General features: G+C 61.7%; 19 protein-coding genes. 11 read left to right on the forward strand and 8 right to left on the reverse strand.

Annotation, left to right across the window (positions count from 1 at the left end; all coding sequences use genetic code 11):
- Window positions 1–94: 94 nt before the first annotated feature.
- Window positions 95–880 (reverse strand): 23S rRNA (adenine(2030)-N(6))-methyltransferase RlmJ, encoded by a 786-nt coding sequence (locus ACR0KJ_RS14305; RefSeq protein WP_480626985.1) that lies wholly within the window; start codon window positions 878–880, stop codon window positions 95–97.
- Window positions 881–1,035: 155 nt separating this feature from the next.
- Here ACR0KJ_RS14305 and ACR0KJ_RS14310 point away from each other — a divergent pair, with 155 nt between their 5' ends.
- The 6 genes from ACR0KJ_RS14310 to ACR0KJ_RS14335 are packed head-to-tail and all read left to right on the forward strand — an operon-like array spanning window position 1,036 to window position 7,602.
- Window positions 1,036–2,082 carry a rod shape-determining protein gene (locus tag ACR0KJ_RS14310; protein WP_039523195.1) on the forward strand — a complete coding sequence of 349 codons (1,047 nt, stop codon included), beginning with the start codon at window positions 1,036–1,038 and terminating at the stop codon, window positions 2,080–2,082.
- Window positions 2,083–2,140: 58 nt separating this feature from the next.
- Window positions 2,141–3,043 carry a rod shape-determining protein MreC gene (gene mreC / locus ACR0KJ_RS14315; protein WP_170455545.1) on the forward strand — a complete coding sequence of 301 codons (903 nt, stop codon included), beginning with the start codon at window positions 2,141–2,143 and terminating at the stop codon, window positions 3,041–3,043.
- Window positions 3,036–3,572 (forward strand): rod shape-determining protein MreD, encoded by a 537-nt coding sequence (locus tag ACR0KJ_RS14320; protein WP_170522339.1) that lies wholly within the window; start codon window positions 3,036–3,038, stop codon window positions 3,570–3,572. Before mreC ends, ACR0KJ_RS14320 begins: the two co-directional genes overlap by 8 nt.
- Window positions 3,569–5,518, forward strand: coding sequence for a penicillin-binding protein 2 (gene mrdA / locus ACR0KJ_RS14325; protein WP_170455548.1), 1,950 nt, complete (start codon window positions 3,569–3,571; stop codon window positions 5,516–5,518). Before ACR0KJ_RS14320 ends, mrdA begins: the two co-directional genes overlap by 4 nt.
- On the forward strand, window positions 5,515–6,654 hold the full coding sequence (rodA, locus tag ACR0KJ_RS14330) for a rod shape-determining protein RodA (RefSeq protein WP_170455550.1): 1,140 nt from the start codon (window positions 5,515–5,517) through the stop codon (window positions 6,652–6,654). Before mrdA ends, rodA begins: the two co-directional genes overlap by 4 nt.
- A 15-nt stretch (window positions 6,655–6,669) precedes the next feature.
- The gene (locus ACR0KJ_RS14335) at window positions 6,670–7,602 is read left to right on the forward strand and encodes a 2-hydroxyacid dehydrogenase (protein ID WP_170455552.1); all 933 of its coding nucleotides are present in this window, start codon (window positions 6,670–6,672) and stop codon (window positions 7,600–7,602) included.
- Between the two features lie 13 nt (window positions 7,603–7,615).
- Here ACR0KJ_RS14335 and ACR0KJ_RS14340 read toward each other — a convergent pair whose 3' ends face one another.
- Window positions 7,616–9,631, reverse strand: a complete 2,016-nt coding sequence (locus ACR0KJ_RS14340; RefSeq protein WP_480626986.1) for a M3 family metallopeptidase — start codon at window positions 9,629–9,631, stop codon at window positions 7,616–7,618.
- 143 nt (window positions 9,632–9,774) lie between these two features.
- Here ACR0KJ_RS14340 and ACR0KJ_RS14345 point away from each other — a divergent pair, with 143 nt between their 5' ends.
- Window positions 9,775–10,986: a trans-sulfuration enzyme family protein gene (locus ACR0KJ_RS14345; protein ID WP_480626987.1), complete on the forward strand. Its 1,212-nt coding sequence runs from the start codon at window positions 9,775–9,777 to the stop codon at window positions 10,984–10,986.
- Between the two features lie 84 nt (window positions 10,987–11,070).
- Here the strand turns inward: ACR0KJ_RS14345 and ACR0KJ_RS14350 are convergent, their stop codons facing one another.
- The 5 genes from ACR0KJ_RS14350 to ACR0KJ_RS14370 form a co-directional block, all read right to left on the reverse strand.
- Window positions 11,071–12,126, reverse strand: coding sequence for a HesA/MoeB/ThiF family protein (locus ACR0KJ_RS14350; RefSeq protein WP_480626988.1), 1,056 nt, complete (start codon window positions 12,124–12,126; stop codon window positions 11,071–11,073).
- Window positions 12,126–12,581 carry a dUTP diphosphatase gene (dut, locus tag ACR0KJ_RS14355; RefSeq protein WP_480626989.1) on the reverse strand — a complete coding sequence of 152 codons (456 nt, stop codon included), beginning with the start codon at window positions 12,579–12,581 and terminating at the stop codon, window positions 12,126–12,128. The genes ACR0KJ_RS14350 and dut overlap by 1 nt, the downstream gene beginning before the upstream one ends.
- A gap of 31 nt (window positions 12,582–12,612) precedes the next feature.
- Entirely contained in the window at window positions 12,613–13,809 is a 1,197-nt protein-coding gene (gene coaBC, locus ACR0KJ_RS14360) for a bifunctional phosphopantothenoylcysteine decarboxylase/phosphopantothenate--cysteine ligase CoaBC (RefSeq protein WP_480626990.1), read from the reverse strand.
- Between the two features lie 63 nt (window positions 13,810–13,872).
- A complete protein-coding gene (locus ACR0KJ_RS14365; protein WP_480626991.1) occupies window positions 13,873–14,697 on the reverse strand; it encodes a ChaN family lipoprotein in 825 nt (274 codons plus the stop codon).
- Window positions 14,694–15,572, reverse strand: coding sequence for an RNA polymerase factor sigma-32 (locus ACR0KJ_RS14370; RefSeq protein WP_170455565.1), 879 nt, complete (start codon window positions 15,570–15,572; stop codon window positions 14,694–14,696). Before ACR0KJ_RS14370 ends, ACR0KJ_RS14365 begins: the two co-directional genes overlap by 4 nt.
- A 101-nt stretch (window positions 15,573–15,673) precedes the next feature.
- On the opposite strand from ACR0KJ_RS14370, the gene cobU reads away from it, so the two are divergent.
- Genes cobU through ACR0KJ_RS14390 form a run of 4 tightly spaced genes read left to right on the forward strand, consistent with a single transcriptional unit; the run spans window position 15,674 to window position 19,275 of the window.
- Window positions 15,674–16,195 carry a bifunctional adenosylcobinamide kinase/adenosylcobinamide-phosphate guanylyltransferase gene (cobU, locus tag ACR0KJ_RS14375; RefSeq protein ID WP_480626992.1) on the forward strand — a complete coding sequence of 174 codons (522 nt, stop codon included), beginning with the start codon at window positions 15,674–15,676 and terminating at the stop codon, window positions 16,193–16,195.
- Entirely contained in the window at window positions 16,192–16,770 is a 579-nt protein-coding gene (locus ACR0KJ_RS14380) for a histidine phosphatase family protein (RefSeq protein WP_170455569.1), read from the forward strand. Before cobU ends, ACR0KJ_RS14380 begins: the two co-directional genes overlap by 4 nt.
- 58 nt (window positions 16,771–16,828) lie before the next feature.
- Window positions 16,829–17,713, forward strand: a complete 885-nt coding sequence (locus ACR0KJ_RS14385; RefSeq protein WP_170455571.1) for a glutathione S-transferase — start codon at window positions 16,829–16,831, stop codon at window positions 17,711–17,713.
- Between the two features lie 47 nt (window positions 17,714–17,760).
- Window positions 17,761–19,275: a YifB family Mg chelatase-like AAA ATPase gene (locus ACR0KJ_RS14390; protein ID WP_480626993.1), complete on the forward strand. Its 1,515-nt coding sequence runs from the start codon at window positions 17,761–17,763 to the stop codon at window positions 19,273–19,275.
- Here ACR0KJ_RS14390 and gshB read toward each other — a convergent pair.
- Window positions 19,272–20,204 carry a glutathione synthase gene (gene gshB / locus ACR0KJ_RS14395; protein ID WP_170455576.1) on the reverse strand — a complete coding sequence of 311 codons (933 nt, stop codon included), beginning with the start codon at window positions 20,202–20,204 and terminating at the stop codon, window positions 19,272–19,274. The genes ACR0KJ_RS14390 and gshB overlap by 4 nt on opposite strands.
- Between the last annotated feature and the right edge of the window lie 48 nt (window positions 20,205–20,252).

The following is a 20,252-nucleotide window of genomic DNA, read 5'->3' on the forward strand; positions in this document are numbered from 1 at the left end:
CAGCGCGCCTGCGGCGCGCTGCCGGGCCCAACTCGGTTGACGGCATCTTTGATGCTGGCAAGCGAGGCGGGAGACCCCTTTGCCGCACCAGCTTTCAAAGGGTTTTGAACAAGTCCGTCAGTCTCTGCGCTTCGTCGCTCAGGCCAAACGGCGCGTTGATCACGAACATGCCGGATCCGATCATGCGATGATCCTTTCGCGCCGCCGGAAAGGTCACCTCGTGCCGCATCGCTTTGGTTAAGTTCTGCCGAACCAATGCATCGACCATCTGTTGTTGGCGGCTGTCCCGCAAGATCGGATACCAAAGCGCGATGACCCCGACATTCCATTTGCGATGCAGCTTGGCGATGATGCCCGGCAGGCGATCATACTCTGTTTTCACCTCATAACTCGGATCGATCAGCAGTATCCCCCGGCGCGGCGTGGGCGGCAACAGGGACTGCGCCAGATCGTATCCGTCCTGCTTGTAGGTTTTGACATTGCCCCCCGGCACGGCCTGCGACAGCGCGACATATTCCTGCGGATGCAGTTCGGCAAAATGCAAACTGTCCTGTGGTCTGAGCAAACTTGTCGCAATCAGGGGTGATCCCGGATAACACGCCGACCCAAATCTGGACCGCGTCGCCACGATGGCCTGCGCCAGCGGATGCGATGCCTCGAACCATTCGCCCCGCTGCACCCGCTCAATCCCCGCCGCCGCTTCACCCGTCTTGCGCGCCTCTTCTGAATCCAGCCGGTACACCCCGCGCCCGGAATGGGTTTCCACATAGGTCAACGGCTTGTCCTTGCGGGTCAGATAAGACAGCGTCCATGCCAATATTGCGTGCTTTTGCACGTCGGCCAGATTCCCGGCGTGGTAAATATGTTGATATGAGAGCATGTTGCCTTCTAAAGTCCCTGCAAATGAGGCGAAAAGGTGCTGATTGTCGCGGAATCAGCCCTTTTACCGGGCGAGTTGGCACCCTATAAGTCATCCGTCCCGGAACCGTCGAGTCGCGGGCAGTAGAAAAACCGACATACAGGATCAGGGGAAACATGGGGATCTTTGGCAATCTGGGCGGCCTGTTCACAGCGGACATGGCTATCGACCTTGGGACAGCAAACACGCTGGTTTATGTCAAAGGTCGCGGTGTGATCCTGTCTGAACCGTCGGTTGTGGCCTATCACGTCAAGGACGGCGTGAAAAAAGTGCTGGCGGTTGGTGAAGACGCCAAGCTGATGCTGGGCCGGACCCCCGGTTCCATCGAGGCGATCCGCCCGATGCGCGAGGGCGTGATTGCAGATTTCGACACCGCCGAAGAGATGATCAAGCATTTCATCCGCAAGGTGCATAAACGTTCGACCTTCTCGAAGCCCAAGATTATTGTCTGCGTCCCCCATGGCGCGACACCCGTTGAAAAACGCGCGATCCGTCAGTCGGTTCTGTCCGCAGGCGCGCGCCGCGCGGGCCTGATTGCCGAACCGATTGCGGCAGCCATTGGCGCAGGGATGCCGATCACCGATCCGACCGGCAACATGGTCGTCGATATCGGCGGCGGCACCACCGAGGTTGCGGTTCTGTCGCTGGGCGACATCGTCTACGCCCGTTCGGTCCGCGTTGGTGGCGACCGGATGGACGAGGCCATCATCTCATACCTGCGCCGTCAGCAGAACCTGCTGGTGGGTGAATCCACCGCTGAACGGATCAAGACCACCATCGGCACCGCCCGGATGCCCGACGATGGCCGTGGCCAGTCGATGCATATCCGCGGCCGCGACCTGCTGAACGGCGTGCCCAAGGAAATCGAGATCAGCCAGGCACAGGTGGCCGAGGCCCTGTCGGAGCCCGTCCAACAGATCTGCGAGGCGGTGATGACCGCGCTGGAAACGACCCCGCCCGATCTGGCGGCGGACATTGTGGACCGCGGCGTGATGCTGACCGGCGGCGGCGCGCTGCTGGGCGATCTGGATCTGGCCCTGCGCGAACAGACCGGTCTGGCCGTGTCGATTGCCGATGAAAGCCTGAATTGTGTGGCTTTGGGAACCGGCAAGGCGCTAGAATACGAAAAACAGCTGCGCCACGCGATTGACTACGAAAGCTAAGGCGCGCACCCTTTGCACATAGGGTAAATTCGGCACGAGCAGCACGGGAAGGTAACCTGTGGCAAAAGACCGATCACAGCGCGATGACTACACGACCCCGCTGCGTCGTCTTCTTTTGGGGATCGTTGTGCTGTGCCTGCTGGGTATCTTTGTCGTCTGGCGCATCGATAGCCCTCGGGTTGAGCGTTTCCGCGCGCAGGTGGTGGACGCCGTTGTCCCCTCGATGGAATGGGCCATGGTGCCGGTGACGGCGACCGTCAATCTGGTGCGCGATTTCCAAAGCTATCAGCGCCTGAGCGAACAGAACCGCGAGCTACGGTCCGAGTTGCGCCTGATGCGCGCCTGGAAAGAGGCCGCGCTGCAACTGGAACAGGAAAACGCGCGCCTGCTGGATTTGAACAATGTGCGCCTTGATCCGCGCCTGACCTATATCACCGGGGTTGTGATGGCAGATAGCGGCTCACCCTTCCGGCAGTCCGTTCTGCTGAACGTGGGTGAGCGGGACGGGATCGTCGATGGCTGGGCCACAATGGACGGGATCGGGCTGGTCGGGCGTATCTCGGGCGTGGGGCCGGATACGGCGCGTGTCATTCTGCTGACCGATGCCTCCAGCGCCATTCCCGCGACCATCCAGCCATCGGGGCAAACGGCCCTGATCGCCGGCGACAACACCCCGGCCCCAGCCGTCGAATTCCTTGAAAACCGCGAGCTTGTGCGCCCCGGCGACCGGGTGATTACCTCGGGCGATGGGGGCGTATTCCCCGCCGGACTGCTGATCGGCCAGATTGCCGCAGACCCCGGTGGCCGCCTGCGCGTGCGCCTGTCCGCCGATTTCGAACGGCTGGAGTTTCTGCGGGTTCTGCGGTTCAACGCGGCGCCCTCGATCCGCGATCCCGGTGGCATTGTCGGCCCGGCGCGCCCCGAAGCCGCTTTGACGCCCAATGAGGCCGGCGATGGATAAACCTGCCTCACATAACTGGGCGATGCGGGGGCTTTACGTAGTGTTGGCGTTTCTGGTCCTGTTCCTGCACCTTCTGCCGCTGAACGCGCAACCGGATCGCTGGCCCTTTCCGGATGTCATGATCGCGCTGACCTTTGCATGGGTGCTGCGCCGCCCGGATTACGTACCGACCTTGCTGATCGCCGCCGTGATGCTGATGGCCGACCTGCTGTTGCAACGCCCGCCCGGATTACTGGCCGCATTGGTGGTTCTGGGCGCGGCCTACCTGCGCTCGGCAGCACCTGGCATGCGGGATGCGGGCTTTGTGGGTGAATGGATGTCGGTCGGCATGGTCACAACTGCCGTATTTCTTGGAAACCGCGTTATTCTGGCCGTCCTGTCCGTTGATCAGGCCGCCTTTGCGCCCGTCCTATTTCAGCTGGTCGTGACGATTGCGGCCTATCCGGCAATTGTTCTGCTCAGCCAGTCCGTCTTTGGCGTGCGACGGATGTCGGCAGCAGACGTCAGTGTTGCGGGGGCACGGGCATGAAGCCGCGCAAGACCAAAACTCAGGGGCTTGCCTATAAACGCCTGCCGCGCCGGGCCTTGATACTGGGCGGGCTGCAAGCCGCCTTTGTCGGCGGGCTGGCGGCGCGGATGCGGTTCATGCAGGTCGATCAGGCCGATCAGTATCGCCTTCTGGCCGAAGAAAACCGCATCAATATCCGCCTGATCCCACCCACACGCGGGCGTATCTACGACCGCAACGGGCAGATCATCGGGCAAAACACGCCGTCCTACCGTATCGTCATCGTGCGCGAGGATGCAGGCGACGTCGACAAGGTGATCGCCGAGCTGTCCAGCATCATCCCCCTGAACGAGGATGAGATCGAACGCGCCAAGACCGAGATGCGCCGCTCGGCCCCGTTTCTGCCGGTGACGCTGGCCGATCAGGTGACGTGGGAGGACATCTCGAAAGTTGCGGTGAACGCCCCGGCCCTGCCCGGCGTTACGCCAGAGGTCGGTTCAACCCGGCAATACCCCAGATATGAGGATTTCGCTCATATCGTCGGATATGTCGGCCCGGTCAGCGATTATGATCTCAGCCAGATCGAAGATCCCGAACCGGTGCTACGCATCCCGCGCTTCCAGATCGGCAAGGTCGGATTGGAAGCCAAACAGGAGATCTCGCTGCGAGGCCGTGCCGGCTCCAAGCGGATCGAGGTTAACGCTTCGGGCCGAGTGATGCGTGAATTGGACCGGCAGGAGGGTCAGCCCGGTGCCGACCTTCAGCTCTCGGTCGATGCGGACCTGCAGCAATATGCGCAAGCCCGACTGGCCGGGGAAAGCGCCGCCGCTGTGGTCATCGACTGCGAAACCGGCGATCTGCGCGCGATGGCCTCGGCCCCCAGCTTTGACCCCAACCTGTTCGTCCGCGGAATCTCGGTCGCGGATTACCAAATACTGACGCAGGACAAGTACCGCCCATTGGCCAACAAAACGGTGCAGGGCACCTATCCGCCAGGCTCCACCTTTAAGATGGTCACCGCTCTGGCAGCACTTGAGGCTGGTGTCATCGGTCCTGGCAATACCGTCTATTGCCCCGGCCACCTGAAGGTCGGCAGCCGCCGCTTCCACTGCTGGAAGCGTGGCGGTCATGGCATGGTGGACTTGAATACATCGCTGAAGCGCAGTTGCGACGTGTATTACTACGACGTGGCGATCAAGGTCGGCATCGACAAAATCTCTGAGATGTCCAACATCCTTGGCCTGGGAATAAAACATGACATTCCGATGTCCGCTGTGCGCGCCGGGCTGGCGCCCAATCAGGCATGGAAACAGCGGGTCCATGGCGAGGAATGGCTGATCGGTGATACCGCCAATGCGTCCATCGGGCAGGGCTTCATGCTCGCCTCGCCCATGCAACTGGCCGTGATGACTGCAAGGATCGCCACTGGACGCGCCGTTGCGCCCCGACTGGTGCGGTCGGTCAACGGGGTCGAACAGCCCTCGGGCGCGGGTGAAGCGCTAGCGATCAGCCCCACCAACCTGCGCTACATTCGCGAGGCAATGTGGTCGGTGTCGAACGACAGGCGCGGGACGGCCTATCGCAGCCGTATCATTGCGGATGATCTGCGTATGGCGGGCAAGACCGGCACCAGCCAGGTTCGCAACATCACCAAGGCCGAACGGGCTGCTGGGGTGATCCGCAATGAGGATTTGCCGTGGGAACGCCGAGATCACGCCCTGTTCGTCAGTTTTGCGCCCTACGACAATCCCAAATACGCGATTGCAGTGGTGGTGGAACATGGCGGTGGCGGATCGAAAGCAGCGGCCCCGGTTGCACGAGATATCATGCTACAGGCACTCTACAAGGGCACCCCGCCGCTTGAGGCGTACCCGGTCGCGGATCGGGACCGTATTAAAGAGCAGCAAAAGAGGCTTGAGGGCGACCGTCGCCCCAAAGCGCGTCCTGACGAAAAGGACCGCGCATGAGCTATTTAGAGTATAACGTCAAATCCACGCCATCGGGGTTCCGCAAGTTTCTGTACATGAACTGGCCTTTGACCCTGTTGCTGATCAGCACGGCCAGTGCCGGGTTCCTGATGCTCTATTCCGTGGCAGGCGGGTCGTGGATGCCCTGGGCCGAACCTCAGATGGAGCGGTTTGGTCTGGGCTTAACTGTGATGTTTATCATCGCGCTTGTACCGATCTGGTTCTGGCGAAATATGTCGGTGCTGGCTTATCTGGGTTCCATCGCTCTGCTGGTTTTTGTCGAGCTTTTTGGAACCATAGGTATGGGCGCTCAGCGCTGGATAGATCTTGGTTTCATGCGGCTGCAACCGTCCGAGGTTATGAAAGTCGCATTGGTCATGGTGCTGGCGGCTTATTACGATTGGCTGCCTTCTCACAAAACTTCTCGCCCGCTCTGGGTGATCATTCCGGTGATCCTTATCCTTATCCCGACCTTCATGGTCTTACGGCAACCGGACCTTGGCACCTCGATCCTGTTGCTGGCCGCCGGTGGCGGGTTGATGTTTTTGGCAGGTGTGCATTGGGCCTATTTTGCGGCGGTAATAGCGGCAGTGGCGGGGCTGATTGCCGCTGTCTTCAACAGCCGGGGAACCGAATGGCAGTTGCTGAAAGACTATCAGTTTCGCCGCATCGACACATTTCTTGATCCTTCATCCGATCCACTTGGCGACGGATACCATATCACCCAATCGAAAATCGCTTTGGGATCGGGTGGCTGGAACGGGCGCGGCTTCATGCAAGGCACCCAGTCGCGCCTGAATTTCCTGCCCGAGAAGCACACCGATTTCATCTTCACCACACTGGCCGAGGAATTCGGCTTTGTTGGCGGCATCACTCTGTTGATACTCTATGCTCTGATCCTGATCTTCTGCATGGTCACGGCGCTGTCGACCAAGGATCGGTTCTCGTCACTGGTGGTGCTGGGGATTGCGCTGAACTTCTTCCTGTTCTTTGCGGTCAACATGTCGATGGTGATGGGGTTGGCCCCGGTTGTGGGCGTACCGCTGCCAATGGTCAGCTATGGCGGGTCGGCCATGCTGGTCCTGATGGCAGCCTTCGGCATTGTCCAAAGCGCGCACATCCACCGCCCCCGCTGATCTGAAAGGCCCTTCATGCCCGTCAACGTCCTGTTCTCTGCGCGCCATGCCCTGTGGCCGATCTACGAGCCGCTGTTGACCAAGGGTCTGGCCCAGGCCGGGTTGGACGTGCATCTGGCCACCGACATGGACCCGGATCAGGTGGATTACGTCGTCTATGCGCCAAATGGCGGCTTGCTGGACTTCAAACCCTATTCTCGACTGAAAGCCGTCCTGAGCCTTTGGGCCGGGGTCGAAAGCATCGCCGACAACCAAACCCTGACCGTTCCATTGGCCCGTATGGTCGATCACGGCCTCACACAAGGCATGACGGAATGGGTCGTGGGCCATGTCCTGCGGTACCATCTGGGCATGGATACTCATATCACCCAGCAGGACGGTGTTTGGACCCCGATCGCGCCACCGCTTGCGACCGAGCGCACGGTCTGCGTGCTGGGGCTGGGAGAGTTGGGTCAAGCGGCAGCGCAGGCGCTGGCCACGCTGAACTTTCGCGTTTTGGGGTGGAGCCGCACCCAAAAGGACATCCAGGGCGTGACCTGTCTGCATGGGGCCGACGGTTTGCGTATCGCCTTGTCCCAATCCGAAATTGTCGTGCTGCTGTTGCCTGACACGAAAGCGACGGAAAACACTCTGAATGCCGAGACATTGGCGCTGATGCCGAAAGGGGCAAGGATCATCAATCCGGGGCGCGGCCCGCTGATCGATGACGACGCCCTGCTGGATGCGCTGAACACCGGGCAGGTCGGACACGCGACGCTGGATGTGTTTCGCATCGAACCCCTGCCGCCGGAACACCCTTATTGGTCACATCCGAGCGTCACAGTCACGCCGCATATCGCGTCCGAGACCCGGCCCGTCACAGCGGCGCAGGTGATCTGCGAAAACATCCGGCGCGGTGAGGCGGGTGAGCCCTTTGTGCATCTGGTGGACCGCCAGTTGGGATACTGACGGCCCGATCCGATCAGGCGGCGATCAACCCGCGCCCTTTCAGCAGGGCCTCGACACCCGGCAGGCGGCCCCGGAAGGCCAGATACAAATCCTCGGCCTCACGCGAGCCGCCGGTGGAGAGGATATTCTCTTCCAGCGCCTTGGCGCGTTCAGGGTCAAAGGCCCCTCCGGCCTCTTCGAATGCGGCGAAGGCGTCGGCATCCATGACCTCGGACCACATGTAGCTGTAGTAGCCTGCGCTGTACCCGTCGCCCGCAAAGACATGGGCGAAATGCGGGGTGGCGTGGCGCATCCCGATGGCCCTTGGCATGCCGATTTCGGCCAGAACCTCGGCCTGCTTGGCCATCGGGTCCGCCGGGGCTGCGCCTTCGTGAAACGCCAGATCAACCAAGGCCGAGGCCACATATTCGACCGTCTGGAACCCTTGGTCGAAATTGGCTGCCTTCAGCACCTTCTCCAACATCGCCTGAGGCATCGGCTCACCCGTCTCGGCATGGATGGCGTATTCGGCCAGAACCTCGGGCACTTCCAGCCAGTGTTCATAAAGCTGGCTGGGCAGTTCGACGAAATCCCGCGCGACCGATGTGCCCGAGATGCTTTCATAGGTCACGTTCGAAAGCATCTGATGCAGCGCATGCCCAAATTCATGAAACAACGTCCGCGCGTCATCATAAGACAACAGCGCGGGATCGCCCTTGGCAAAGTTGCAGACGTTAATCACGACGGGGGCCTGTTCTTCGGGAAACTTCGCCTGCGCCCGCATGGCGCTGCACCAGGCCCCTGACCGTTTCGAGCCTCGGGCGAAATAATCGCCAATGAAAACCGCCACATGCCTCCCGTTGCGCGTCACCTCCCACGCCCGGCAATCGGGGTGGTAGAGCGGCACGTCCAGCGGCGCGAACTCCAGCCCGAAAAGACGGTTGGCGCAGGCAAACGACGCCTCGATCATACGGTCGAGTTGCAGGTACGGTTTCAGCGCCGCCTCGTCCAGGTCATGCTCGGCCTTGCGGCGCTTCTCGGCATAGTATCGCCAGTCCCAGGCTTCCAAGGGGCCGTTCACGCCATCCTCTTGCATCATGCCGATCAGGATCTCGGCATCCGCATCGGCGCGGGCTTTGGCGGGGTCCCAAACCTGCATCAACAGATCGCGCACGCGGTCGGGCGAGCGGGCCATCTCGGTTTCCAGCTTGAAATCCGCGAAACTGTCATAGCCCAGCAGCTTGGCCCGCTCTTCCCGCAGGGTCAGGATTTCGGCTGCAATCTCGCGGTTGTCGGTCTCATTCCCATTTGCCCCCCGCGCAGCCCAGGCGCGATAGGCGGTTTCCCGCAGGTCGCGGCGGGATGAGAACTGCAGAAACGGCACGATCAGCGAGCGGGACAGGGTCACGACCGGCCCGTTCGCGCCCTTTTCCTCACCCGCTGCGCGGGCCGCAGCGATGACGAAATCGGGCAGGCCGTCCAGATCATCCTCGGCCAGAACCATGAACCAATCGCGCTCATCCGTCAGCAGGTTCTGGGTGAAAGACGTACCCAGCGAGGCAAGGCGCGACTTGATCTCTTGCATGCGTTCATCGGCCTCGCCCTGCAGCGCGGCACCGGCGCGGACAAAGCCGCGATGGGTCAGCATCAGAACTCGGGCCTGTTCATCGCTCAGGTCCAGATCATCGCGCCGCTGCCAAAGATCGGCCACCCGGCGGAACAGATCCTTGTTCGATGAAATGCCCGAGAAATGCGCCGACAGTTTGGGTGAAAAGTCACGCTGCAACTCTTCCCGTTTGGGGTTGCTGTCGGCCCCCGCCACCGTGAAAAACACCGACAGGACCTTGTCTAATTGCTCCCCCGCGGCCTCAAGTGCCTCAATCGTGTTGGCAAAGGTGGGCGCGTCCGGGTTTCCGGCAATCGCGTCGATCTGAGCGTTATGCGCAGCCATCGCCTTATCCAGTGCCGGGGCAAAATCTTCATCTGAAATCGCCGCGAATGGCGCGATTTCAAAGGGCGTGGTCCAGTCGGACAGGATCGGGTTGGTCATGCAGATCTCCTTTGACCCTCAAGCTAGGTAGGGTGCGGGGAATGGTCCAGAGGGGGTGGTACCGGAACCGGCAGAATTCGTCGCAAATCTGCTTGCCTTGTCGCGTTAGCCCGCTCAGGTTCGTGGTGAAAGGGAGGACGCATATGACAAAACCCAATCGCGCCGCCGGGATCATGACGACAGCGATCCATGCCGGGGATCCGCCCGACGCCTCGACCAACGCATCGGCCCCGCCGATCCATATGAGCTCGACCTATATAACCGAGGATCTGGCCGGGTTTTCCGCCCATGATCTGACACCCGAGACGCCCTATGTGTATTCCCGCTGGGCCAACCCGACCGTGGCGGGGCTGGAGGCCAAGATCGCCGCGCTACAAGGCACCGAGGCCTGTCTGGCGACCGCCTCGGGGATGGCGGCGGCCTCGGCAATCTTTTTCACCTTTCTGTCGGCGGGCGATCATCTGATTGTCTCCGACGTGTCTTATGCTGGCGTGGCCGAACTGGCCCGCGAGACACTGCCGCGCATGGGCATTGAGGTCTCAGCCGTCAACATGTCTGATCCGTCGAACGTGGCTGCGGCCCTGCGCCCCAACACGCGGCTGATCCATACCGAAACGCCAGTAAATCCCATCGGGCGGCTGACCGATCTGGCCGCAATCTCGCGGCTTGCGCGTCAGGCCGGGGCGTTGCTGAGTTGTGATGCCACCTTTGCCTCGCCACTGGGCATGGACACGGTGGCGTTGGGTGTTGATCTGACGCTGCACTCGATCACGAAATATATCGGCGGGCATGGCGATGCGGTGGGCGGCGCGGTGGCCGGATCGGCGGAGCTGGTCGCGCGGATGCGGGCCGAGGCCGCGATCCATCACGGAAGCGTTCTATCACCGTTCAACGCCTGGCTGATCGCGCGCGGCGCCACCACCCTGCCCCTGCGCATGAAGGCCCATCAGGCCGGAGCCATGGCGGTAGCCGAATGGCTGGACAATGACCCGCGGGTCACCAAGGTGATCTATCCCGGTCTCGCATCGCATCCGCAGGCCGAACTGGCGCAGCAACAGATGTCGAATATGTCCGGCATGATCTCATTCCAGGTGGGCAACGCTGCTGAGGGCGAACGCATCGCGCAACAGATGATCGAGAGGCTTGAGGTGATCCACTATGCAGTCTCGCTGGGGCATCATCGCAGCCTGATCTTCTGGATGGGCACCGATGGGCTGATGGAGACGTCGTTTAAACTGGGCGGCGCGCAGTTGGAGGATTACCGCGCCTATGCGGGCGACGGGATTTTCCGTTTGTCGGTCGGGCTGGAAGATGCCGAGGACCTAATCGCCGATCTGGACCGCGCTTTGGGGTGAACGAGGCTCTCCCGCCCGCGCAGCGCGCATCACAGATGCGCCTTGGCGCGGTTGGGCCGGGCCGCGCGCTGGCGCGCGCGGCGGTTACGCCTGGGCGGCTGCCTGCGCGCAAATCGGGCAATCGGCGCGTTTGGACAGGGTGATCTTGCGGCTTTCGCCATAAAGCGCGTCATAGATCAGCATTTCGCCCCGCAAGGCGGCCCCGGAACCGGTGATCACCTTGATCGCCTCAACCGCCATCATGGATCCCACCACGCCGGGCAGCGGCCCTATCACCCCCGCTTCGGCACAAGAAGGGGCCAGCCCGGCGGCGGGCGCTTCGAGAAAGATGCACTGATAGCACGGGCCTGCGGTGGCGGGATCAAAGACGCTCAGCTGCCCTTCCCATTGCGAGAGCGCGCCAGAGATCAAAGGTTTTCCCAAGGCAACTGCCATTCGGTTGGCCAGATAGCGGGTGTCGAAATTGTCCGTCCCGTCCAGGATCAGATCGAAATCGGCGAACAGGTCCGCCGCAATCTCATCGCTCAGGCGGCGATTGTAGGGCAGCACCACAACGTTCGGGTTTTGCGCTTCCATCGCTTGCTGCGCCGAGAAGACCTTGGGCATTCCGATGTCCGCGTCGCGGTGGATCACCTGACGTTGCAGGTTGGCGTTTTCGACCACGTCGTCATCGATCACGCCGATGGTTCCAACACCCGCCGCCGCCAGATATTGCAACGCGGGCGCGCCCAGACCGCCTGCGCCGATGACAAGCACGCGGGCTTTTTTGAGTTTCTTCTGCCCCGGCCCCCCCAATTCGCGCAGGACGATGTGACGGGCGTAGCGATCCAGTTCGGTTTCAGAGAAACGGTCCGAGGGTTTGGTGGCCTCCTGATCTGTCGCGGGCGTGGCCCGGTTGCGCAGGGCTTTCAGCATCCTGCCATAGGCCAGAACCAAAGCGGCAAACCCGGCCAGAATCAACCACATCGCGGCGGACCCACCGGTCGCTTCGCGCAAGGGATTGCCGTCGGGCAGGATCAGCTGCGCAATGATGACGCCCGACAAAAGAACCGCGACCGAGACCAGCCGGGCCGTGCGCGATACACCCGCGATGTAGCCGACGCCCCAAAGCCCGGCGGCCAACAGAAGAACCAGCAACATCAGCCGCGCCCGGTGGAGCCGAAGCCACCTGTCCCGCGTTCGGTATCGCTCAGGTCGTCTGCCACCTGGAACTCGGCCTGAACGACCGGGGCGACGACCAGTTGCGCAATACGTTCACCATGCGCCACGTCAAAGGGGACTTGCCCAGCATTCATCAGGATCACGCCCAGCGGTCCGCGATAATCGCTGTCGATTGTCCCCGGCGTGTTGGGCAGGGTGATCCCATGTTTCAGGGCCAGCCCCGAGCGCGGGCGGACCTGAACCTCATACCCTTGGGGGATTTCGATCCGCAGGCCGGTCGGGATCAAGGCGCGCTGCCCGGGCTCAAGTGTGATCGCCCGCCCTCCCGGAAGGTTTGCGCGCACATCTGCACCGGCGGCACCGGATGTTTCATAAGACGGCAATGCCACCGAGGCATCGGACCCCGCGTCGCGGATCACACGAATTGCGACCATTCCAGTTCCTCTTTGTTCATAGTCCAAGGCGTCAATCGCCCAACGCCTCGGCAATCTTCTGGGCCAGACGGGCGGCCACCGCGTCTTTGCCCATGCGAGGCCATTCCTCGGCACCAGTGTCCGAGATCAGCACCACCGCGTTTTCCGCCCCGCCCATGATACCGGTCGAGGGGCTGACATCGTTGGCGACAATCCAGTCACATTGCTTACGCAGTCGTTTCGCGGTGGCATTTTCCAGAACGTCATTTGTTTCCGCCGCAAAACCCACAACCAGCGCTGGCCGTCCCTGCTCCAGATGTGCAACCCGTTTCAGGATGTCGGGGTTTTCTGCAAACTCCAACGCAGGCAAACCGTCGCGGGTTTTCTTCAGCTTCCGGTCCGAGGCGCTGGCGACGCGCCAATCGGCCACGGCGGCGGCAAACACACCAGCATCCACCGGCAGGGCGGCGTCGACCGCGTCCGACATTTCCTGCGCCGTTTCAACGCGCACCACCTGCACGCCTTCGGGCGGGGGCACATCGGCGGGGCCGGTGACAAAGACCACATCCGCCCCAAGCGCCGCCAAGGCCCGCGCCACGGCGGTGCCCTGCGCCCCCGACGACCGATTGGCGATATAGCGCACGGGATCGATGGGTTCATGCGTGGGGCCGGACGTCACCAGAATGCGCTTGCCCTGCAATGGGCCGTCCGACAATTGGGCCTCGATCGCGGCAACAATCTCTAGCGGTTCGGACATGCGGCCGGGACCGTATTCGCCGCAGGCCATATCCCCTTCGTTCGGGCCGACAAAGCGCACGCCATCCGCCTGCAATTGCGCAAGGTTGCGCTGGGTCGCGGGGTGATCCCACATCCGTACATTCATGGCAGGCGCACACAGAACGGGTGTGTCGGTGGCCATCAGAAGGGTCGAGGCCATATCATTCGCCAGACCCGAGGCCATCTTGCCCATCAGATCCGCCGTCGCCGGGGCAACAACGATCAAGTCGGCCGAGCGCGAAAGCTGTATATGGCCCATCTCGGCCTCATCGGTCAGGTCGAAGAGGTCGCGATAGACCTTTTCACCTGCAAGCGCGGATACGGACAAGGGCGTCACAAACTCTTCCGCCGCGCGGGTCACAACGGGGGTTACGGCCGCGCCACGCTCTTTCAGCCGCCGGATCAGGTCCAGCGATTTGTAGGCAGCTATCCCTCCGCCGATGATCAGCAAAATGCGTTTGGATGACAGCATGTTCAGCCCTTCCCGTCCCGGTCGGCCCCGACATTAGGCAACGCCACCGCGTAGTTCCAGCGGTTAATTCTGGGTCTCGAACGCTTTGCAGGGGTCTTCGCGATCAACAGTCGGGCTGTCAATCACCGCGTCGAATGTGCCTTCGATTGCGCCATCCTCGGATTGGCCCAGCACAAAAACCTTCAACCCGGGCTGCATCCGCGACAGGAAGGTCGGAATGCCTCGGTCCTTGCGGGCATGGCCGTTGCCGGTGATCACCGCAACCGGCCCGCCGGTGTCTTCGATCGCCTGCAGGGTCGAGCGTGTCAGCACGGCGTCACGTAGGCGCTGTATTGCGACCATTTGCGGCAAGGCCTCTTCCGGAAGCGCGTCACAATGCGCGGCCAACTGGTCGGCTTCGCGCGCGGCCTGTTCGGCAGGTGGCAGTGGAACCGTCAGACCATATCGCGCCGCATCCGCGCCCAGCGCTGTTGCCGCGCCGCGCTCCATCGCAGCCCGCGCAGCGGTTCGCGGCACCATGGCGCCATAAACAGGCGCGTCCGATGCCTGAAAAACAGGGTAATACATGCTGAGCGGCGGCCAACCTGTTTCCGCCCAGCGCAGGATGCGGCTCAGTTCTTCGGGATCAGACACGGCCTTTTGCGCCAGCCTTTGTGCGCCTTCTTCGGTCACCATCTCCCACACAACAGCCGAGGGCGAGATGGCCTGGATCGCCTGGCTCTGAACCTGATGATGCCTGGGATTGTCGTGAACTTCGCCCAATATTACCACATCCGCCGACTGCATGTCGGCAATCATGTCGCGAGGGATCAACGCATCCGCCTGGCCCGGACGCGCCGAGACCATCGTAACCATCAGTGCACAAAGCAGAATCGCAAGCCGTGTCATGCGATGAAGTGTTGCACCTCTCGCGACTGGGCTTCAAGGTTCTTGCGCATCTTCACAAATGCTGCGGCCTCAAGCTGGCGGACACGTTCCTTGGACAGCCCAAGCTCATCCCCCAGGCTTTCCAGCGTCCGCGCGGGTTCGCGCAGCTTGCGTTCGCGTACGATGAAACGCTCGCGGTCATTCAGCGCGTTCATGGCGGTCAACAACCACTCGCGCAGTTGTTCGGTGTCATGGTTGTGCGCAACCGTTTCTGCGGCCTGTTCCCGGTCGTCTTCCAGCGCATCGATCCATTCGCGCCCGTCCTCATCAACCGATTGCACCGCGTTCAGCGAGAAATCCGAACCTGACAGGCGGCCTTCCATCATCTCGACATCGCGCAGAGGCACACCGATTTCAGTGGCGATCATCTGGTGCAGTTGGTGCCGGTCCAGTTCCAGACCCTCGGTCGCCGCTTCGCGTTCCAACCGTGCCTGAACCCGACGCATGTTGAAGAACAGCGATTTCTGGGATGAGGTCGAGCCGGTGCGCACCATGGACCAATTGCGCATCACATAGTCCTGAATGCTGGCCTTGATCCACCAGACGGCATAGGTGGAAAAGCGCACGCCCCGGTCGGGGTCAAACTTGTCAGCGGCTTTCATCAGGCCCAGACCGGCCTCTTGGATCAAATCGTTCATCGGCGCGCCATAGCGCTTGAATTTTGCCGCCATCGAAATAGCTAACCGCATATAGGCGGTGATCAGTCGATGCAGAGCTTTTTCATCACGATCATCGCGCCAGGCATATGCCAACTTTAACTCGGTCTCTGCATCCAGCAATTCGGCCTTCATTGCCTGCCGGGACATCGAAAAGTCGGTCGCGTTGTCAAGTGCCATGAAACTCTCCCAATTATCGTATTCGATGGCCGGGCTTGCCTTGCCGACCTGTCGTCGATACGCAGAGCACAAGCAGGTGGATCACTAGAAAGGTAAGAATTGTGCTGCCCGATTTAACCTTTGTGCTGGGCGGGGCTGCTTCGGGCAAATCGGCTTTTGCCGAACAACTGGTTGTTTCATCGCGGAAAAGCCGCGTTTATCTGGCCACATCACAAGTGTTTGATGATGAAATGCGCCAAAAGGTCGATCAGCATATCGCCCAACGCGGCCCGGATTGGCTGACGGTCGAGGCACCTTTGGATTTGGCCCCGGTTTTGGCGGGATTGAAGGCGGATCAGATCTGCCTGATCGACTGCGCCACCATGTGGCTGACCAATCACCTGCTGGCCGAAACCGATCTGGCCACGGCGCAGGCTGACCTGCTGAACGCGCTGGGGCATTGCGCGGCGCAGATCGTCGTTGTGTCCAACGAGGTAGGTCATGGGATCGTACCCGAAAACGCTCTGGCCCGCCGCTTTCGCGAGGCGCAGGGTCGCTTGAACATCGCCCTGGCCGCTCGTGCCGATCTGGCGGTACAGGTGACGGCAGGCTTGCCGATGGTTCTGAAGGGGACATTGCCGTGACCCGGCTGCACCTTGTCCGCCATGGCCCGACCCATGCCAAAACCATGGTTGGCTGGTCCGATCTTCCGGCTGATCTGAGCGACACAGCCGCCCTGGAACGCCTGCATGACTACCTGCCGCCCGCGGCAATAGTCGTGTCCTCGGACCTGTCGCGCGCCTTGGAGACGGCAACAGCTATCCAAGGCACACGCCGCCGTTTGCCCCATCACCCGGACCTGCGCGAGATCAATTTCGGCGCGTGGGAATTGCGCGGCTTTGCCGAAATCGAGGCCGAAGACCCCGAACTGGCCTTCGCCTATTGGGACAACCCCGGCGACGTTCGCCCGCCACAAGGCGAAAGCTGGAACGAGGTGCGCGCGCGGGTCGATGGCGCGATTGACACCCTGATCGCCAATCACCGGGGCCACGATCTGGTCATCGTCGCCCATTTCGGTGTGATCCTGACACAGGTTCAGCGCGCGCTGGATCTGGACGCGCAACAGACCTTTGCGCACCGCATCGACAACCTGTCCGTGACCCATCTGGTATTTGACGGTCAGGCCTGGTCGGCTGGTGTAATCAATCACCTTCCGTGATCGGGCGGCGCACAAATCACTGATTTACCTGCGCGACGCGCTGCGTCATCGTCCCTTTATGACCTATGACCTTTTTATCGGCGACAGGCTGTTTTCCAGCTGGTCCATGCGCGGTTGGCTGATGCTGGAAAAGTTCGGCCTGCCCTATCGAACCCATATGATCGGCCTTTATTCCGGAACCATGGCGCAGGATATGGAGCCACTGTCTCCGGCCCGGCTTGTTCCCGCGATGCGCTTGCCCGAGGGAACAGTCGTGGGCGAAAGCCTCGCCATGGCCGAAACGCTGGCCGAACGTCACCCGGACGCCGGTTTATGGCCCAGTGACCCGGCGGAACGGGCCACGGCGCGTTGGTTATGCGCCGAGATGGTCGCCGGCTTCACCGCCCTGCGCGGCCAATGCGCGATGCAGTTGAAGCATGTCTGGCAGGGGTTCTCTCCATCTGAGGACACGCTGACTGATCTGGCGCGTATCGAAACACTCTGGGCCCACGCGCGCCGTATCTCGGGGGCCAAGGATGGACCGCTTTTTGGCGCGTATTCTCTGGCCGATGTGTTTTACACGCCGGTGGCGGCACGGATCATTGGCTACGGCCTGCCTGTATCCGAGGCCAATCGCGACTACTGCATCGAACTGCTGAGCGATACATCGGTACGCCAATGGCGCGCGATGGGGCTGACGGTTGAATATAAGCCATTTCCCTACGCTTTGGATTTGCCCATTGCGCCATGGCCAGTGGGCGGTGTTTCAACGGCCATGGCCGCCGAACCCGGCCCGTCAGTTAACACGATGTGCCCCTATTCCGGCAAACCGGTGACCGATTTTCTGGAGTTGGACGGACAACGCTGGGGTTTTTGCAATTCGTTCTGCCGCGACAAAACCGTGGCTGACCCCGAGGCATGGCCCAAATTCACCGCCATGCGTGCTGCCGTTAACGATTCCTAAACCGCAACCATGGCAGCAACGTCCTGTTAACCAAGAACAGGATCAACATGGTTGCCCGCGCTCATACCGTTGCTTTTCAGGGGGTCGAGGCCCGCCCGGTCGAGGTGCAATGCGCCGTATCGCCGGGCTTGCCTGCGTTCTCCATCGTCGGCCTGCCGGACAAGGCCGTGTCCGAGGCGCGCGACCGGGTCCGTAGCGCGCTTAGCGCCATGGCCATTGCCCTGCCGTCGAAGCGGATCACCATCAACCTCTCGCCCGCCGATCTGCCGAAAGAAGGCAGCCATTTCGACCTGCCCATCGCCGTCGCCCTGCTGTCGGCGCTGGAGATCATTCCGGCAGATGCCGCCGACGGCACAGTTGCCTTGGGTGAGTTGTCCTTGGATGGGTCTTTGGTGCCCGTGGTCGGCGCTTTGCCCGCCGCCATGACCGCCGCCTCCGAGGATCGCGCGCTGCTTTGCCCGCGCGCATCCAGCGCCGAGGCGGCATGGGTCGATGCCACTCAGGTGATCGGAGCCGGGTCTCTGGGCGACGTCGTCCGCCATTTCTCAGGCCAGTCTCCTCTGGCCGCGGCGAAACCGGGTGAGGTAAACCTGTCGCCCAGCGCCCGCGATCTGCGCGACGTCAAAGGGCAGGAACGTGCAAAACGCGCGCTTGAGATTGCCGCAGCCGGACGGCACCACCTGATCATGATCGGAACGCCTGGCTCGGGCAAATCAATGCTGGCCGCACGCCTGCCCGGCATTCTGCCGCCCCTTACACCGGTCGAAGCGCTGGAGACGTCTATGATCCAATCCCTTTGCGGGCTGCTGGATGAAGGCGGCATCAGCCGCGCGCGACCCTTCCGCGAGCCGCACCACACGGCCTCGATGGCGGCGATTGTTGGTGGCGGCAAGGGCGCAAAACCGGGCGAGATTTCATTGGCCCATAACGGTGTACTGTTCATGGACGAGTTTCCCGAATTCCCCCGGACGGTGCTGGAAACCCTGCGCCAACCGATTGAGACAGGCGAAGTGATGGTGGCGCGCGCCAATGCGCATGTGAAGTATCCCTGCCGTTTCATGCTGGTCGCCGCAGCCAACCCCTGCAAATGCGGCTATCTGACCGATCCGTCCCGCGCCTGTTCCCGTGCGCCCGGATGCGGCGAGGATTACCTGAACCGTATTTCCGGCCCGTTGATGGACAGGTTCGATCTGCGGATCGAGGTTCCGCCTGTTGCCTTTACCGACCTTGATCTGCCGCCATCCGGCGATAGCTCGGCCACCGTCGCGACACGTGTGGAACAGGCGCGTCAGGTTCAGGCCACGCGCTACGCAGATACGCCATCCGTCCGCCAGAACGCGGATGTTGAAGGTAAACTGCTGGAAGAGGTCGCAGCCCCGGATCCCGAAGGCAAAGACCTGTTGCTGAAAGCCGCCGACCGGTTCGGCCTGTCGGCCCGCGCCTTTCACCGCATCCTGCGGGTCGCGCGAACCATCGCCGATCTGGATGGTGCGCCCGATATTCGCAGACCCCATGTGGCCGAGGCGCTGAGTTTCCGGATCAGCGCCAGGGTGATGGCCTAGACTTTGGCCTCAATCGCCTGCCAGATCTTTTCGGCGATGTTCTCGCCGTTAAACCGCTCCAGCTCCTGAATGCCAGTGGGCGAGGTCACGTTGATCTCGGTCAGGTAGTCGCCGATGACGTCGATCCCGACAAAAATCTGGCCCTTTTCTTTCAGAATTGGACCGATGGTGGCGCAAATCTCGAGATCGCGTTCGCTCAGCCCGATCTTTTCGGGCCGTCCACCCACATGCATGTTCGAACGCGTCTCGCCTTCGGCCGGGACACGATTGATCGCGCCCACCGCTTCCCCGTCGACCAGGATCACGCGCTTGTCGCCGTTTTTGACATCGGGCAGGAATTTCTGAACGATCAGAGGCTCGCGCGAGAAGCCCGAGAACAGCTCATGCAGGGACGTGAGATTGCGATCGTTGGCATCAAGCCGGAACACGCCTGCACCGCCATTGCCATAAAGGGGTTTCAGGATGACATCCTTATGCTTGTCCTTGAACGCTTTGATGGTCCGCAGATCCCGCGCAATCGTGGTCGGTGGCATCAGATCGGGGAAATCCAGGATCAGCAGTTTTTCGGGGAAGTTGCGAACCCAAAACGGGTCATTGACCACCAGAACCTGACCTTTCAGGCGATCCAGCAGATGGGTCGACGTGATGTAATGCATGTCGAACGGCGGGTCCTGTCGCAGCCAGATGACGTCGAACTCGGCCAGATCGACCTCACGTTCCGGTCCAAGCACCGCCGGATCTCCGGGCACACGCTGCACCGTCATGTCCTGACCGCGCGCGGTGATCCGGCCTTCCTGATAGGCCAATTGGTCCGCGCCGTAGAAGAACAGCTGGTGCCCGCGGGCCTGCGCCTCTTCCGCAAGGCGGAAAGAGCTGTCGGCATTGATGTCCACGGCCCCGATCGGGTCCATTTGAAAGGCGATTTTCATGGCATGTCCCTCAACTTCATGCCAGATACATGGCGCAGCAGGCCGAGG

The organism is Ruegeria sp. AD6 (assembly GCF_056542325.1).

Excerpts from the sequence above, each read along its gene's own strand:
- ACR0KJ_RS14305 (WP_480626985.1), bottom strand. The coding sequence starts at position 880 with ATGCTCTCATATCAACATATTTACCACGCCGGGAATCTGGCCGACGTG.
- ACR0KJ_RS14310 (WP_039523195.1), top strand. The coding sequence starts at position 1,036 with ATGGGGATCTTTGGCAATCTGGGCGGCCTGTTCACAGCGGACATGGCT.
- ACR0KJ_RS14320 (WP_170522339.1), top strand. The coding sequence starts at position 3,036 with ATGGATAAACCTGCCTCACATAACTGGGCGATGCGGGGGCTTTACGTA.
- mrdA (WP_170455548.1), top strand. The coding sequence starts at position 3,569 with ATGAAGCCGCGCAAGACCAAAACTCAGGGGCTTGCCTATAAACGCCTG.
- rodA (WP_170455550.1), top strand. The coding sequence starts at position 5,515 with ATGAGCTATTTAGAGTATAACGTCAAATCCACGCCATCGGGGTTCCGC.
- ACR0KJ_RS14335 (WP_170455552.1), top strand. The coding sequence starts at position 6,670 with ATGCCCGTCAACGTCCTGTTCTCTGCGCGCCATGCCCTGTGGCCGATC.
- ACR0KJ_RS14340 (WP_480626986.1), bottom strand. The coding sequence starts at position 9,631 with ATGACCAACCCGATCCTGTCCGACTGGACCACGCCCTTTGAAATCGCG.
- ACR0KJ_RS14345 (WP_480626987.1), top strand. The coding sequence starts at position 9,775 with ATGACAAAACCCAATCGCGCCGCCGGGATCATGACGACAGCGATCCAT.
- ACR0KJ_RS14350 (WP_480626988.1), bottom strand. The coding sequence starts at position 12,126 with ATGTTGCTGGTTCTTCTGTTGGCCGCCGGGCTTTGGGGCGTCGGCTAC.
- dut (WP_480626989.1), bottom strand. The coding sequence starts at position 12,581 with ATGGTCGCAATTCGTGTGATCCGCGACGCGGGGTCCGATGCCTCGGTG.
- coaBC (WP_480626990.1), bottom strand. The coding sequence starts at position 13,809 with ATGCTGTCATCCAAACGCATTTTGCTGATCATCGGCGGAGGGATAGCT.
- ACR0KJ_RS14365 (WP_480626991.1), bottom strand. The coding sequence starts at position 14,697 with ATGACACGGCTTGCGATTCTGCTTTGTGCACTGATGGTTACGATGGTC.
- ACR0KJ_RS14370 (WP_170455565.1), bottom strand. The coding sequence starts at position 15,572 with ATGGCACTTGACAACGCGACCGACTTTTCGATGTCCCGGCAGGCAATG.
- ACR0KJ_RS14385 (WP_170455571.1), top strand. The coding sequence starts at position 16,829 with ATGACCTATGACCTTTTTATCGGCGACAGGCTGTTTTCCAGCTGGTCC.
- ACR0KJ_RS14390 (WP_480626993.1), top strand. The coding sequence starts at position 17,761 with ATGGTTGCCCGCGCTCATACCGTTGCTTTTCAGGGGGTCGAGGCCCGC.
- gshB (WP_170455576.1), bottom strand. The coding sequence starts at position 20,204 with ATGAAAATCGCCTTTCAAATGGACCCGATCGGGGCCGTGGACATCAAT.